The sequence below is a fragment of the Streptomyces sp. NPDC048434 genome (assembly GCF_043200375.1).
In the GTDB taxonomy this organism is placed as follows: domain Bacteria; phylum Actinomycetota; class Actinomycetes; order Streptomycetales; family Streptomycetaceae; genus Streptomyces.
In genome coordinates this window covers 438,303-452,793 of record NZ_JBICXQ010000001.1, presented here as the reverse complement: position 1 = coordinate 452,793, position 14,491 = coordinate 438,303, and the positions used below count along the sequence as shown (strand labels likewise).

Genomic DNA, 14,491 nt, shown 5'->3' with positions numbered 1-14,491 from the left:
AACCACCCGCCCGCCGCCGACCGGGGGGGGGGGGGGGTCTGGGGGGGGGGGGGGGGGGGGGGGGGGGCGCCGGCCCCCCCCCCCCCCCCCCCCCCGCCGCGTCACCTCACTTCTGCGGCCCCCGCTTCCGCTCCATCATGTGTCGGCCCAGCGCCTGCTTCTGCTTCCAGTCCCGGCGGATCTCGGCGCGCAGCCGGGCGTCCGTCTTGGCCACGATGCGCTGGTTCTCCCGCAGCAGCTTGCGGTAGCTCTCCAGCCGGCGCACGGGCAACTCCCCGCTCCCGAGGGCCTCTTGCACCGCACAGCCGGGCTCCGCCTCATGCGCACAGTCATGGAAGCGGCAGTCCTCGGCCAGCGACTCGACATCCGAGAACGTCCGGGCCAGCCCGGTCCCGGCATCCCACATCCCGACCCCGCGCAGCCCCGGCGTATCGATCAGCACCCCGCCGCCGGGGAGCGCCCGCAGATCCCGTGTGGTCGTGGTGTGCCGGCCTTTGCCGTCCCGGTCACGGATGGCCTGCACAAGCTGGACCTCCTGGCCGAGCAGGGCGTTGGCCAGCGTGGACTTGCCCGCACCGGACTGCCCCAGGAGGACGGACGTACCTCCCGTGAGCACGGCGGTGAGCACATCGAGCCCCTCGCCGGTCGCCGAGCTGACCGCCAGCACCTGCACCCCGGAAGCCGCGGACTCCGCATCGGCGGCGAGATACCCCAGAGTGTCCGCCCCACCGGCCAGATCCGCCTTCGTCAGCACCACCAGCGGCTGCGCCCCGCTCTCCCAGGCCAGCGAGACGAAGCGCTCGATACGCCCGAGATCCAGCGCGTCGGCCAGCGACACCGCGATCACCGCGTGGTCGACGTTCGCCGCGAGGATCTGCCCCTCGGAACGCTTGGAGGAAGCGGAGCGCAAAAACGCCGTACGCCGGGGCAGCAACGCCCGCACCACACCGTCGAGATGGCTGCCGACCAGCCCGTTCTCCAGGTCGATCACGGCCCAGTCACCGGTGCACGGCACCCGCATCGGATCGCTCGTGGCCACCAGCGCGGTATCCGCCAGAACGGTCCGGGTGCCCTCGCCCTCGGGCACGACGACATCCACCCGCCCGCGGTCCACGCGGACGATACGGCCGGGCACGAACCCCTGCCCGGCATGGGGGGTGAAATTCTCCGCGAACCCGTCGTCCCAGCCATAGGCGGTCAACGGGTGCGCAGCAGAGAGATCGAGGTCGAACAACGGGATGGCCCTTCAGGAAGGAGCAGCCCCGGCCGCCCGCGCAACGCGCGGGGAGAAGAAGAGATGTGACGTCGAGTCAGCCGGAGACCGCAGAAGTGAGATTGATGATCTTCTGGATGCGGACAGCACCCTGCGCAGCGACAGTCATCAGTACTCACCTCCCGCATTCCTCGACGGCCAACGACGGTGACCTCGGGACACCGTCTCGAACAGGGCTCACCGTAGACCGGCCCGGCACAGCGGCGCCATCCTTTTTCCCGACGCCACCTCCGCCCTCATCGGCGCCGCTCCCCCGGCGCCGCCCGCGCCATGCCCGCGAGGGGCCCGACCGCGTCATCCGGTCGGGCCCCTCGTACGCGCGGTGGACGGTCCGGGCCCAGGCGCCCGGTGTCACGGATTCAGGCGCCCGTGACGCCGTCGATGCTCTCCCTGAGCAGATCCGCATGGCCGTTGTGGCGTGCGTACTCCTCGATCATGTGGACCAGGATCCAGCGCAGCGAAACACCCTGACCGCCGACGAGAGCGGCCTCCTGTTCCGGGAGTTTGCCGGTGTCGTCCAGCGAGGCGGCGGCGATCAGCTCGCGGCTCCGGGCGACTTCCGCGCGCCAGAGGGCCAGTACCTCGTCGATCCCGCGGTCCGGCGCGAGCGCGAAACCGTCTTCGTTCCCCGCGCCGTTCACCGGCGGGACGTCCTGACCGGCGAACACCCTCTGGAACCAGTTGCGTTCGACCTCCGCCATGTGCTGGACCAGGCCCAGCAGCGTCATGGACGACGGTGCCACCGAGGCGAGGCGGAGCCGACGGTCGTCCAGTCCCTCGCACTTCAGCGGGAGCGTGGCACGGTGGAAGTCCAACCAGCTTTCCAGCATGGCGCGTTCATCGGCCTGTAGGGGCGGAATGGTCCGCCCGTCCGGTGTGGTCCCCATGGGCCCTACCCTTTCACGGGGCGCGGGCGGGTGGCAGGGCAATGTGGCAGCCCGCAACCAGGCGTCAGAGTGTCCTGTGAGACGGGCAGGACGAGGAAGGCGAGGGGCTTCGCCCCGGCGTCTCACGCGTAAGGGACCTGCGGCACGGGATGGGCGGTTAAGCACCGCTCAATAGCGTGTGGCGAGGGCGTAGCGGCGGCACACGGGGCCGACGCGGCCGAGCACCCCGCGGCGGAGCACAATGCTAAATATGGGTCATGACGGAAATTTTCGGGCGAGAGGGTGACACTTCCCGGCCGTCATCACGCTTCCCGGGACGGCGCCTCCGCTCGCTGCTGAAAGTGCAGAGCGTTGCGGGCCAGGTGTTGGTGCTGCGGCTCGCCCTCGCGGTGCTGCTGGTCGTCGCGACCGTCGTGGCTCTCGTCCCCCAGGCGGAGGCCGCGAGCATGCAGGAGGCCCGTCAGCGCTCCGTCGTCGGGGCGGCCGCCTTCGCCCTCGGCCCCGCGGTGAACACGACCGTTCCGGTCGCCGACCGGAACGGCTCGGCCGCCGGGTTCGTGTCCGTCGGGATCCGTGTCCGGCGGGCGGACGAACAGGTGGTGCACCCGTTGCCGCTGCTGCTCGGCGCCGCCGGTGGCCTGCTGGTGGTCGCCGGCGGGGCGGCGTGGGTGAGCCGTCGGCTGCGGCGGCAGACGCACGGGTTGCCTCCGGCCGAGTTGCGGCGGATGTATGAGCATCACGACGCGGTGCTGCACGCGGTACGGGAGGGCGTACTGATCATCGGCAGCGACGGACTGCTGCTGCTGGCCAACGACGAGGCCCGGCGGCTGCTCGCACTGCCCGTCGACGCGGAGCGGCGCCCGGTCGCGGAACTGGGTCTGGAACCGCGGCTGAGCTCGCTGTTGACCTCGGGACGGGAAGTGACCGACGAGGTGCTGCCGGCGGGCGACCGGCTGATTGCGGTGAACGTCCGGCCGACCGCCCCCTACGGCGGGCCCGCCGGGACCGTGGTGACGCTGCGGGACACCACCGACCTGCGGGCGCTGGCTGGGCGGGCGGGGGTCGCCCAGGAGCGGCTGAAGCTGATCTATGACGCGGGGCTGCGGATCGGCACCACGCTGGAGGTGGGGCGTACCGCCGAGGAGCTGGCCGATGTCGCGGTCCCCCGGTTCGCCGATGTGGCCACCGTCGAGCTGCTGGAGCCGGTGCTCCGCGGCGATGAACCGGCGGCCGGGACGGGCACCGATCTGCGGCGGATGGCGGTCAGCGGGGTCCCCGACGAATCGGCGATCTACCGGGTGGGCGAGGTGCTCAGGTTTGTGCCCGGCACCCCGATGGCGACGGCGCTGGAGAGCGGCCGGCCCATCCTGGTGGACGATCTGCGCAGGTCGGACGAGTGGCGGCGACCGGACCTGGAGAGCGCACAGCGCGTGCTGGACGCCGGTATCCGCTCGCTGATCGCCGTACCGCTGCAGGCGCGGGGCGTGGTGCTGGGCCTGGCCAACTTCTGGCGGACCGAGACGTCCGGCGGCTTCGAGGAGGAGGATCTGGCCTTCGCCGAGGAGCTGACCGCGCGGGCCGCCGTCGCGATCGACAACGCCCGCCGCTACACCCGTGAGCACACCACGGCCGTCACCCTGCAGCGCAGTCTGCTGCCGCAGACCCTGCCCGAGCAGTCCGCCCTGGAGGTGGCCCACCGCTATCTTCCCGCGCACGCCGGGGTCGGCGGCGACTGGTTCGATGTCATCTCGCTGCCCGGCGCCCGGGTCGCGCTGGTGGTCGGCGATGTCGTCGGACACGGTCTGCACGCCGCCGCCACCATGGGCCGGCTGCGCACCGCGGTCCACAACTTCTCCGCGCTCGACCTGCCGCCCGACGAACTGCTCAACCATCTGGACGAACTCGTCACCCATATCGACACCGACGAGGCGCAGGCGGCGGCCTCCGGAACCGGTGCGGAGGGCGAGGGCGAGGGGCCCTGGCCGGGCGGCATGGACAGCGGCTCCGAGGGGGTGCCGGCGTACACGGGGCGCACCGGCATCACCGGCGCGACCTGCCTGTACGCCATCTACGACCCGAGCGACGGCCGGACCACCCTGGCCAGGGCGGGCCACCCGGGACCGGCCGTGGTCGCCCCCGACGGCACCGTGTCGTTCCCCGACATGCCCGTCTCCCCGCCTTTGGGCCTGGGCGGCAGCGAGCCGGTGGAGACCACGGAACTCACCCTGAGCGAGGGCTCCCGGCTGGTGCTGTACACGGACGGGCTGATCGAGGGCCGCGACCGCGATATCGGCAGCGGCCTGGAACTCCTGCACACGGCCCTGGCCACCGCGGCGGACCGCACACCGGAGCAGATCTGTACGGCGGTCCTCGACACGATGCTGCCCGAACACCCCAGTGACGACATCGCCTTGCTGGTGGCCCGTACCCAGTTGCTGGACCCCGGCCGGGTCGCCGAATGGGAGGTGCCCTCCGACCCGGCGGCCGTCGGCCGGATCCGGTCGGCATGCCTGCACACACTGGAGTCCTGGGGGCTGGCGGCGCTCTCGTTCACCACCGAGCTGATCCTCAGCGAACTGATCACCAACGCCATCCGCTACGGGGCCCAGCCGATCCGGGTCCGGCTGCTGTACGACCGCGCCCTGATCTGCGAGGTCTCCGACGGCACCAGCGCCTCCCCGCATCTGCGCCGGGCCGCCACCACGGACGAGGGCGGCCGCGGTCTCTTCCTCGTCGCCCAGTTCGCCCAGCGCTGGGGCACCCGTTACACACCGAACGGCAAGGTCATCTGGACCGAGCAGTCCCTCGACGGCGGCCGGCCGGAACCCGGTGCGGACTCGGTCGACGACATCCTCGACCAGTGGGACGACGTGCCGGCGCTGTGACGACGTGCCGGCGCTGTGACGTGGCACGGCGGGGGGCGCGCCCGGGACGGCTGGGCGGAGGGCCGTCCGCCGTCACCCGTGCCCCGGCCGCCCGGCCCCGCCCGCGGCGGCCGGGCGGATGCACCCCCGTTGCCCCCTGGCTAAGCTCGGTGAAGGGGCCGAAGATCTGATCTTGGAGGCTCCCATGGTGCAGCTGCCCGAAGCGCGTGATCTGGCCCCCCGTCTGGCGACCGGTGCGTTCATCCTGAATTCCGGGCTGACGAAGCTGCACGCCGACCAGGCCACCGCGGAGGCCGTGCACGGGATGGCCTGTGTGGCGTATCCGTTCCTGGACAAGATTCCCGCCGAGCGGTTCACCCGGCTGCTGGCATGCTCGGAGCTCGTGGTCGCCGGCGCACTGCTGGTGCCGTTCGTACCGACCCGGCTGGCCGGACTGGCACTGACCGGGTTCTCCGGCGGGCTGGTCGGTCTGTATCTGCGCATCCCCGGGATGCGGCAGGAGGGAAGTCTGCGGCCGACCCAGGACGGGATTCCGATGGCCAAGGACACCTGGATGCTGGGCATCGGCCTGGGGTTTCTGGGCGCGTCGGGCCGGCGTCGGAGGGCCGCGGCATCCCGGTACCGGCACTCGGCCTTCTGCCGGCGGCACCACCGGGGACGTTGCTGGTGCTGAGGGCCGCGGAGGCCGCGTGCCGGTGCTGAGCCCCGGTCAGCCGTTCCCGGGCCGAAAGACACCGGCTAGTGCCGCCGGACCGCCCGTACGACGGCGGCGCAGCCCGCACCCGTGACACCGGCGAGGAGGAGGACCAGCAGGCCCGTCCGGTCCTGCGGTTGGAAGGCCAGGTCCGAGCGCTGGTTCAGCACGAAGCCGTCGTAGAACATCCACGACACCAGTGCCACGACGGGTACGAGCACCGGCCGGGCGAGCAGCGACACGGCCGCCGTCAGCAGGGCGAAGACCGCGAGCGCGACCGCGGCGTGGGCACGCTGACCGGTCAGCATCAGGGCGGTCACCAGCAGCGCCGCTCCCAGGGCCCCGAGCGGCAGCGCGAGGTCACGGGCGAGGGTGCGGCCGGGCGGCGCCCGGTGGGCCGGCTGCGTACGGGGCAGCGTCACCCGCGGGAGGTGTGGGGTGCGGGGGATGTCGGGGGTGTGGGGGAGGTGCGGGCCGGGTGAGGGCGCCGGGCGGTGAAGCGTGGCCACCGGGAACACCTCCTGCTATGGCCCCTGCGGCGGACCGGTCGGTCCCGTGAACCGCGGTGGACCCTTGCGGCCAGAGTGCGCGCCGGAGACGGAGCAGGAGCGCCGCGGCGCAGTCCTTAACGCCCTGCGTACGGGCGGCGGACGCTTTCTGACGCAGCCTTGACGGCCGGGGTGAACCCACCGATGTCGCCCGGCGCGGGGTGGGACGAGGCGCCGCTGACGTGGTGATGCATACTCGCTCCTCGTTGCCCGAACGACGACCGATGATCGGCAGGACCTCCCCGCATGACCACTGTCCAGGCGGACCCCACGCCCCCCACCTCCACCTCCCGACGGTGGCGCGCCTGGCTCCTGGACGGGCTCAGCAGCCAGGCCGCCCGCCACCCCGGGCCGCACGGCACCCCGCCGGCCGAGCACAAGGGCCACTCCTGGTGGCGCGTCATGTGCCTCACGGGCGTCGACTACTTCTCCACGCTGGGCTACCAGCCCGGCATCGCCGCGCTGGCTGCCGGACTGCTCTCGCCGTTCGCCACGCTCGTACTGATCGCGCTGACGCTGCTCGGCGCGCTGCCCGTGTACCGCAGGGTCGCCAAGGAGAGCCCGAACGGCGAGGGCTCGATCGCCATGCTGGAGCGGCTGCTGCCGTGGTGGGCGGGGAAGCTGCTGGTCCTGGTGCTGCTGGGGTTCGCCGCCACGGACTTCATCATCACCATGACGCTGTCGGCCGCCGACGCCTCGGCGCATGTCGTGGAGAACCCCTTCGCCCCTCCCCTGCTGCACGGCGCGAACCTGTGGATCACCCTGGTGCTGCTGGCCGCCCTGGGCGCGGTGTTCCTCAAGGGCTTCCGTGAGGCGATCGGCATCGCCGTCGGACTCGTCGGGACCTATCTGGTGCTGAACGTCGTCGTCCTGGCCACCGCGGCCTGGAATGTGCTGTCGCACCCCGTGGTGGTCGGCAACTGGTGGGGCGCGATGACCGCCGAGCACTCCTCACCGGTGGCGATCATCGGTGTGGCGCTGCTGGTCTTCCCGAAGCTGGCGCTGGGCATGTCCGGCTTCGAGACGGGCGTGGCGGTCATGCCGCAGGTACGGGGCGCCGCCACCGACACCGATGCGCGCCCGGCCGGCCGGATCCGGGGCACCCGCCGGCTGCTGACTACCGCGGCGCTGGTCATGAGCTGCTTCCTGCTGCTGTCGAGCCTGGCCACCACCCTGCTCATCCCGCAGAAGGAGTTCGAGACCGGCGGGTCGGCCAACGGGCGCGCGCTGGCCTACCTCGCGCACCAGTACCTGGGCGAGGCCTTCGGCACCGTCTACGACCTCTCCACCATCGCCATCCTCTGGTTCGCCGGCGCCTCCGCGATGGCGGGGCTCCTCAACCTCGTTCCGCGCTATCTGCCGCGTTACGGCATGGCTCCGGAGTGGGCCCGTGCGGTGCGTCCGCTGGTGCTGATCTTCCTGGCCACCGCCTTCGGCATCACCTTCTTCTTCAACGCCAGCGTCGATGAGCAGAGCGGCGCGTATGCGACCGGTGTGCTGGTGCTGATGCTCTCCGCGTCCTTCGCCTCCACGGTCGCCGCCCGCCACCGGCGGCTGCGCGCGGCCACCGCCGGCTTCGGCGCCATCACGCTCGTCTTCGGCTACACCCTGGTCACCAATGTCATCGAGCGGCCGGACGGCCTGAAGATCGCGCTGCTGTTCATCCTCGGCATCCTGCTGACCTCGTTCGCCTCACGCGTCCACCGGGCCTTCGAACTGCGCGCCGTACAGGTCGAGTTCGACGAGACGGCGGAGCGGCTGATCGGCGCCGCGATGGCGGCCGGGCCGCTGCGGGTCATCGCCAACGAGCCCGACGAGCGGGACGCGGCGGAGTACCAGGAGAAGGAGTACAGCCAGCGCGAGGAGACCCATATACCCGACGGCCGGCCGGTGCTGTTCCTGGAAGTGACCGTGAGGGACTCCTCGGACTTCACCACGGACCTGCACGTCCGGGGCGAGGAGCGGTACGGGGCGCAGATCCTGCGGGTGGAGGGCGCGGGCGTGGCGAACACCATTGCCGCCGTGCTGATGCAGCTGCGCGAGCACACCGGCCAGGTGCCGCACGCCTACTTCAACTGGACCGAGGGCCATCCGTTCAGCCATCTGCTGCGGTTCCTGGTCTTCGGTGACGGCGAGGTCGCTCCGGTCGCCCGGGAGGTCCTCCGCCGCGCCGAGCCCGACCCGGCCCGGCGCCCGCGGGTCCACGTCGGCTGAACGCCGCGGGCCGGCCCTCCGCCCCGCGGTACCTGAGGACCGGCGTCGGGGCCACCCGCACACGGGGTGGCCCTCCTCCCCCGCGGCCGGCTGTGACACGCTGCGCGCAGATGCCCGGCGGGTCAGGTCGCCGGGCCGAGGAGATCGGGAAACAGCGCCCATGAACACGTCGGACACCTCGGGCCGGGCGACCGTCACCCCTGCCGTTCACCGCGATGCCGTCGCTACGGAGACCGCGCGGTTCGTCGCGGCACTGGACGGCGCGGATCTCTCGCTGCCGGTGCCCGGCTGCCCCGACTGGACGCTCCTCGACCTGGTCAGGCACACCGGGAGGGTGCAGCGGGTGTTCTCCCTCCTGCTGCGTCAGCGCGTCCAGGAGCCGCCGCGCAGCCGCGAGGTGGAGGTGGAGCTGCCCGCGGACGACAACGGCTGGGGCGGCTGGCTGACGGCAGGTGCGGCTCAGGCTGCCGACGCGTTCGCCGAGACCGACCCGGATGCCCCGATGTGGGCCTGGGGCGCCGATCCCCATGCCCGGTTCTGGATGCGGCGGATGCTGTTCGAGACCCTGGTGCACCGCACCGACGCGGAACGCGCCGTCGGTCTCCGCACGGTGATCGACCCCGGCCTCGCGGCCGACGGCGTGGACGAGTTCCTGGTCAATCTCCCGTTCGCGGCCTCCTTCGCCCCCAAGACGGCGCAGCTGCGCGGCAACGGCGAGACCCTGCGCTTCCGGTGCACGGACACCGACGGCGAGTGGCTGGTCCGCCTGCGGCCGGACGGCTTCGGGGTCGAGCCGCAGACCGGCGACGCGGCGGCCGGCTCCGCCGACGCCGTCGTCGAGGGAGCCGCCGCGGATCTGCTGCTCCTTGTGTACGGGCGCCTCGACCGCGGCGCGGACGTCCTGCGGACCGGGGGCGACGAGGAGCTGCTGACCCGCTGGTTCACCAACTCCTCGTTCTGAGGCCGGTGTTGCCGGCAGGCGCTCATCCGCGGGCCGACAACTCCTTGAGGCGGGCCGTCTGCTCTTCCTGGATCCGGCGGGCCGCCTCCAGAAAGTCAAGGACCGCGGCGAGCTGCCGCTCGTCGTACTGCCGCAGGGCACGCCTGCCCGCCTCGCCCACGGGCCCGTACACCTCGCGCTCGGCGGCGCGAGCCGCCTCGGTGGCGGTGACCAGAACCCGCCGCCGGTTGGCGGCATCCCGGCTGCGGGTGACGAACCCCGCGCGTTCGAGGCGGTCGATGGCGGTCGTCGTGGCCGCGGGGCTGAGCTTGGCCGCGGCGGTGAGCTCCCCCGCCGCCATCGAGCCCTCGGCCAGGATCAGGTCCAGGCAGCGCAGGTCGGTGCGGTTCAGTCCGAGCACCGCCGCGGCGGCCTCGTCACCCATGCACGGGGACGCGCCGCCCTCCAGGAAAACCACGACCGGCTCTTCCGTGGCGTGCTGGCCGGATCGATGCTCGTCGGCGGTCCGGAGGCCGTCCGCCACCTCACAGCGGACGTCGCCGTCCTCCACGGCACGGCCTCGGTGCTGATGCCCTGGCGCTCCGAGTTGCCCAAGCGGCGGCTGTCCCGGCAGACACTCGTGGTCGTCCGTACGGAGCGGGGCTGGCTGATCTCCGCCCTGCACAACGGCCGGGTGCGGCCGGTGGCCCTCCCCGCCCCGGACGCCTTCCCGTCCCGGATGTCCCGGGCGATGAGCCGGATCAGCCGGCGGCTGGGCAGGGGACGCCGCCGCGGCGCCACGGATCTCGCGCACTGAGCAGCGGTGCACACCGCTCCCTGCCCGCGTGCATCGAAGATCTTCGCCGGAGACCGGCGCAAGCTGCGCTGATCTCCGGCGAAAACGGTGGCGAGGGGTCAGCGGGTGGCCGGCTCCGGGCGGGTGACCGGCTCCGGATAGAACTCCCGCGGACGGCCGCGGTGGTCCTTGAGGCCGCCGAGCAGGCTCGCCGGGTATTCGATGAGCCAGTAGCTCGCGGCGGCCACGGGCACCGCCGCCAGGAACACGATCAGCAGCGCCAACGGGAAGCCGGGCTGCCCGGTGGGCAGCAGGCCGGCGTTATGGAGCTGGAGCATGACCGGCTCGTGCCAGATGAACAGGCTGTAGCTGATCAATCCGGTCGCCGTCAGCCAACGGGACGTCAAGAACCCCTGCCAGAAGGTGTGTTGACGCACATGGACGGTGCTGAAGATCAGCACCACCCACAGGGCCGAGGCGATCGGATGGTAGAAGGTGAAGGTGAAGTTCTCCGGACCGGAGTCCAGGGAGAGCGCGAACAGACCGGCCAGTGCGAGCGCGGTCAGCGGCAGCGCGGTGCGCGGGCCGAGTCGGCCCCGGTCACCGAGCGCGGCCGTCAGCACGGCCAGCCCCATTCCGGCCGCGAAACCGCCGAAGCGGGCCTGCGGGCCGAAGTACGCCACCCAGTCGGTGTGCGGCACCCCGAACCCGTAGTGGGCCACGGCGATCCAGGCGAGCGGCGCGGCGAACAGGAACAGGCACCCCGCCGCGCACACCGCCACCCTGGTACGGCGCTGCCGCAGCGGACGGCAGGCGCGTACCGCCAGCGGCCCGAGCGCCACCAGGACGAGGTAGAAGAACACCTCCAGCGACAGCGACCAGGTGGGACCCAGGGTGTAGAAGATCCGCTGCTGGTCGAAGACATGGGTGAAGGTGAGGTGCTCGACCAGGTCCCGCCAGTTGCCCGGCAGCGTCGGATTGCGGCTCGCCCAGACGACCAGCACCGCCAGGACGTACAGCGGCAGGATCCGGATCGCCCGCCGGAAGAGGAAGTGCCGGGCCGGCCGGATCGAGCGCCCGTCGAGGGCGGCCCGTGCGTACGACAGCGTCAGCAGGTACGCGGACAGCACGAAGAAGAGGTCGATGACTTCGAGGGAGAGGGCGGCGCCGAGGACCGGGTTGTCGACCGGCGGGTGGCTGCCCTGCGCGTCGTAGCGGAAGTACTGCTGCCAGACGTGGAAGGCGACGGTGCTGATCGCGGCGAGCCCGCGGAAGCCGGAGATGGCATTGGTCCGGCTGCCGGCCGTGGCATCCGTGCTGCTCATCGCCGGGCCACCGCCTTCGTCGCGACGACCCGCGGAGTGACCCGCCACTGCCGGTCCCCCAACGCCTCCTTCAGATGGGCCTGTCGGGCCACCATGTTCTTGAAGTGGCTGTAGAAGAAGGTGGAGACGAAGAGGTAGGACCAGAACCACGGTCCGCGGCCGCGCAGTTCGGGAACCGCCAGCCGCCAGGCGAAGAGCGCCTGCACCGGACCGGCCGCCATGGTGAACAGCATCGCCAGCACGCACACCGGGACCGCCCAGTCGAGCCGCTGCAGCCCGCCGGCCTTCCAGGCCGCGTACAGCAGGATGGGCAGGATCTGCAGCGTCAGCCAGGGCTGCACCTCCCGCCAGCCCAACAGGACGAGAAGACCCAGCTTCTGACGGATCGTGAACACCGGTGAGCGCAGGCCCCGCCACAGATGCTTCAGCGACACCTGGAGCCAGCCCTGCGCCCAGCGGGAGCGCTGGTTCCACAGCGCCTTGAGGGTGGTGGGCGCCAGCTCACGGGAGATGAGGGTGCGGTCGACGGCGAACCGGGCGCCTTCGCCCAGTGCGCGCAGCGTCGAGTCGATGTCCTCGGTCAGCATCGAGCCGTGCATCCGGGTACGGGCGAGCAGGTCGGTGCGCCAGAACCCGTTCGAACCGCCGAACACACCGAAGCCGTAGAGCCGGGTACGGCCCGGGTGGCTGACCGCGTAGATCGCCTCGAACTCCACCGCCACCAGCTTGGCGACCCGGGAACTGTCGCCGTTGCGGATCACACAGTGACCCTGGACGACGTCATGGCCGTTGGACAGCCAGTGCCAGGCGTCCCGGAAGGAGTGCCGGGCCGGGTGGTGGTCGGCGTCGAAGATGCCGACGAACTCACCGCGGACGCGGGTGACCGCGGCATTGATGTTCTGCGCCTTGGAGGTGGAGCCGGCGACCGGCAGCAGCACCAGCCGCGGGTCGCGTACCGCGATCTCGCGGAGGGTGTCCTCGACGGGCAGCGGGTGCGGCGTGTTGTACGCCAGCACGATCTCCAGCTCGCCGGGGTAGTCGAGGCGCAGGAACGACTCGACGGTGTCCACGATCGTCGCGGCCTCATTGGGCAGATACGCGGCGATGACGGCACTGGCCGGCGGGTACGGCGCTCCGGGCGTCTCGGGCCGGGTGACCGCGTCGAGCGAGAAGAGGCACTCCAGGACGATCAGCAGCGCGGACAGCACCAGTCCGGCCACCACCACCCAGTACATGCCGGAGCCGAGGTCGAAGCCCAGCTCGTACGCCTGCCGGTAGAGCACGAACGGGACCGCGACGCCGAGCAGCAGCGCCAGGAGCGGGGAGAGCGCCGAGACGACGGGCCGGATCAGGGTGCTGAGCGGCGGGCGCCGGTGGCGGTGCGGTGTGCCGTGCATCCACGGCGCATAGCGGACCGGGCGCAGGTCCCGGTGGCGGAGCGCTTCTTGCACGGCGTCCCTGGCCTGGCCGGTGGCTCGGTCGCCGTCCGCGCATCCGGTCAGCGGGAGCCAGCCGATCGCGGGGGTGAGGCGGACGTTCTCGTCGGCGACGATGAACCGGGTGCCGGCCACGGTGGCGGCGAACTTCTCCAGGCCGCGGCGGGCCGTCTCCTCGTCGACGCCGGGCAGCAGCATCAGCAGATGACCGTCGTCGTCCCAGCCGAGCCGGTCACAGAAGCTGCCGAGCCGTTCCGCGACGCCGGCCAGCCGTTCGGCGACCTCGCGGCGCACCCGCTGCCCGAGCCGGGCCTCCAGGGCCGCCATCTCGGCCACGCCGACCACGGCGAGCACGCCGCCGTGCCGGGCGGCCTCGGGACGCTGTAATTCGCGGTCGAGTTCATCCAGGAAGTGCGGATGGGAGTACAGGCCGGTGCGCGGGTCGCGCAGCAGGTTCTCGACCGGCACGGGGACCCGTCGGAGCTTGGCCTCGATACGGGCGGACAGCTCGACCGGGTCGGAGGCCTCGGGTATGCAGTCGTCGGCGCCGTGGTGCAGCATCTCCGCCACTGCGGCGGGCTCCGGGGTGGCGGTGACCATCAGGAGCGGCAGCGCGCGGCCGGCGGGGACGGTGCGGACCTCGCGGATCACTTCGAGGCCGCGCTCGTCGTGGGCCCCGGGTGCGCCCTGTTCGCCGAGGGCGACGATGGCGTCCGGCTGTGCCTGCCCCATCCGCCGGTCGACCTCGCCGGGCGGGGCGTGGCTCACCTCGTGGCCGGTGGAGCGCAGGGTCCGGGTGAGCCGCTCCAGACGCGGTCCCGGAAGGCCGACCAGCAGGACGTGACCTCCGCCCCTTGAGCCGTCGGCGGGGTCGGTAGGGGCGGTGGGGTCGTCGCGGCGGGGGTGGGCCGGACGGACGGGGTGGTGCGCATCGTCGAGGAGGGCCGTGGGTGAGCCCTTTGAGTTGTGGTGGTGCGAAGTGAGCACCTCGGAAGGTCCTTTCGTGCAAGGAGACATGCCAGAGCCGGGCAGGCCGCCGTCTCGGCGGCAGCGGTCCGGATTCGTCAGCCGGTTGTCAGATGCATGACATGTGAAGCGCGCTCACTCTGCGGGGTCCGTCTCTCCGGGAGCGGACGAGGGCGCACGGGCGCACGGCTGCTGGTGCAGGCTCCAAGCCTCGGAACGCAAGAGCGCGTTCCAGCACTGATCGCATATGAAGGGTCCCATCCTGATCGGATTGTGGGGGGAGGACCGGATGTCAGGTGTGTGGACCAGCTCCGCGGGGCGGGGCCGGCCGACAACGCCAGCCTTGACGCTGACTGTGACACCACACCTTCATCTGCGTAACGCTCTTATTACGTCACGTCGACCGGGTGGTCTCAAGAGTCACTACCGCCCGGTAAGCACCAAGGCATCGGCTATACCCAGTAAGCGGGTTGATGCGTGAAATCGGACAGATAGTACACATCTCCCGCGCATCCGCCTTCGCGGCC

At 71.8% G+C, this 14,491-nt stretch carries 11 protein-coding genes; 5 read left to right on the top strand and 6 right to left on the bottom strand.

The annotated features are described in order from the left end of the window. Window positions 1–106: 106 nt before the first annotated feature. Window positions 107–1,234: a ribosome small subunit-dependent GTPase A gene (gene rsgA / locus ACGFWI_RS02070; protein ID WP_393903952.1), complete on the bottom strand. Its 1,128-nt coding sequence runs from the start codon at window positions 1,232–1,234 to the stop codon at window positions 107–109. 398 nt (window positions 1,235–1,632) lie between these two features. Further along, complete coding sequence (locus ACGFWI_RS02065) at window positions 1,633–2,160, bottom strand: DinB family protein (RefSeq protein ID WP_393903951.1); 528 nt, start codon at window positions 2,158–2,160, stop codon at window positions 1,633–1,635. 332 nt (window positions 2,161–2,492) lie between these two features. Between ACGFWI_RS02065 and ACGFWI_RS02060 the strand changes: the two genes are divergently transcribed. Continuing rightward, window positions 2,493–5,045 (top strand): SpoIIE family protein phosphatase, encoded by a 2,553-nt coding sequence (locus tag ACGFWI_RS02060; RefSeq protein WP_393904001.1) that lies wholly within the window; start codon window positions 2,493–2,495, stop codon window positions 5,043–5,045. A 184-nt stretch (window positions 5,046–5,229) separates the two neighbouring features. Continuing rightward, entirely contained in the window at window positions 5,230–5,718 is a 489-nt protein-coding gene (locus ACGFWI_RS02055) for a hypothetical protein (RefSeq protein ID WP_393903950.1), read from the top strand. A gap of 65 nt (window positions 5,719–5,783) precedes the next feature. Here ACGFWI_RS02055 and ACGFWI_RS02050 read toward each other — a convergent pair whose 3' ends face one another. Next, complete coding sequence (locus ACGFWI_RS02050) at window positions 5,784–6,248, bottom strand: DUF4118 domain-containing protein (protein WP_393903949.1); 465 nt, start codon at window positions 6,246–6,248, stop codon at window positions 5,784–5,786. 285 nt (window positions 6,249–6,533) lie between these two features. Between ACGFWI_RS02050 and ACGFWI_RS02045 the strand changes: the two genes are divergently transcribed. After that, the gene (locus tag ACGFWI_RS02045; RefSeq protein WP_393903948.1) at window positions 6,534–8,501 is read left to right on the top strand and encodes an amino acid transporter; all 1,968 of its coding nucleotides are present in this window, start codon (window positions 6,534–6,536) and stop codon (window positions 8,499–8,501) included. Window positions 8,502–8,661: 160 nt separating this feature from the next. Beyond that, entirely contained in the window at window positions 8,662–9,462 is an 801-nt protein-coding gene (locus ACGFWI_RS02040; protein WP_393903947.1) for a maleylpyruvate isomerase family mycothiol-dependent enzyme, read from the top strand. Window positions 9,463–9,484: 22 nt separating this feature from the next. Here ACGFWI_RS02040 and ACGFWI_RS02035 read toward each other — a convergent pair whose 3' ends face one another. Next, window positions 9,485–9,919 carry a MarR family winged helix-turn-helix transcriptional regulator gene (locus tag ACGFWI_RS02035; RefSeq protein ID WP_393903946.1) on the bottom strand — a complete coding sequence of 145 codons (435 nt, stop codon included), beginning with the start codon at window positions 9,917–9,919 and terminating at the stop codon, window positions 9,485–9,487. Window positions 9,920–9,937: 18 nt separating this feature from the next. Between ACGFWI_RS02035 and ACGFWI_RS02030 the strand changes: the two genes are divergently transcribed. Further along, window positions 9,938–10,258 carry a hypothetical protein gene (locus tag ACGFWI_RS02030; RefSeq protein WP_393903945.1) on the top strand — a complete coding sequence of 107 codons (321 nt, stop codon included), beginning with the start codon at window positions 9,938–9,940 and terminating at the stop codon, window positions 10,256–10,258. Window positions 10,259–10,356: 98 nt separating this feature from the next. On the opposite strand, the gene ACGFWI_RS02025 is transcribed toward ACGFWI_RS02030, so the two are convergent. After that, the gene (locus ACGFWI_RS02025) at window positions 10,357–11,562 is read right to left on the bottom strand and encodes an acyltransferase family protein (RefSeq protein WP_393903944.1); all 1,206 of its coding nucleotides are present in this window, start codon (window positions 11,560–11,562) and stop codon (window positions 10,357–10,359) included. Beyond that, window positions 11,559–13,985, bottom strand: a complete 2,427-nt coding sequence (locus tag ACGFWI_RS02020) for a glycosyltransferase (RefSeq protein WP_393903943.1) — start codon at window positions 13,983–13,985, stop codon at window positions 11,559–11,561. Before ACGFWI_RS02020 ends, ACGFWI_RS02025 begins: the two co-directional genes overlap by 4 nt. Between the last annotated feature and the right edge of the window lie 506 nt (window positions 13,986–14,491).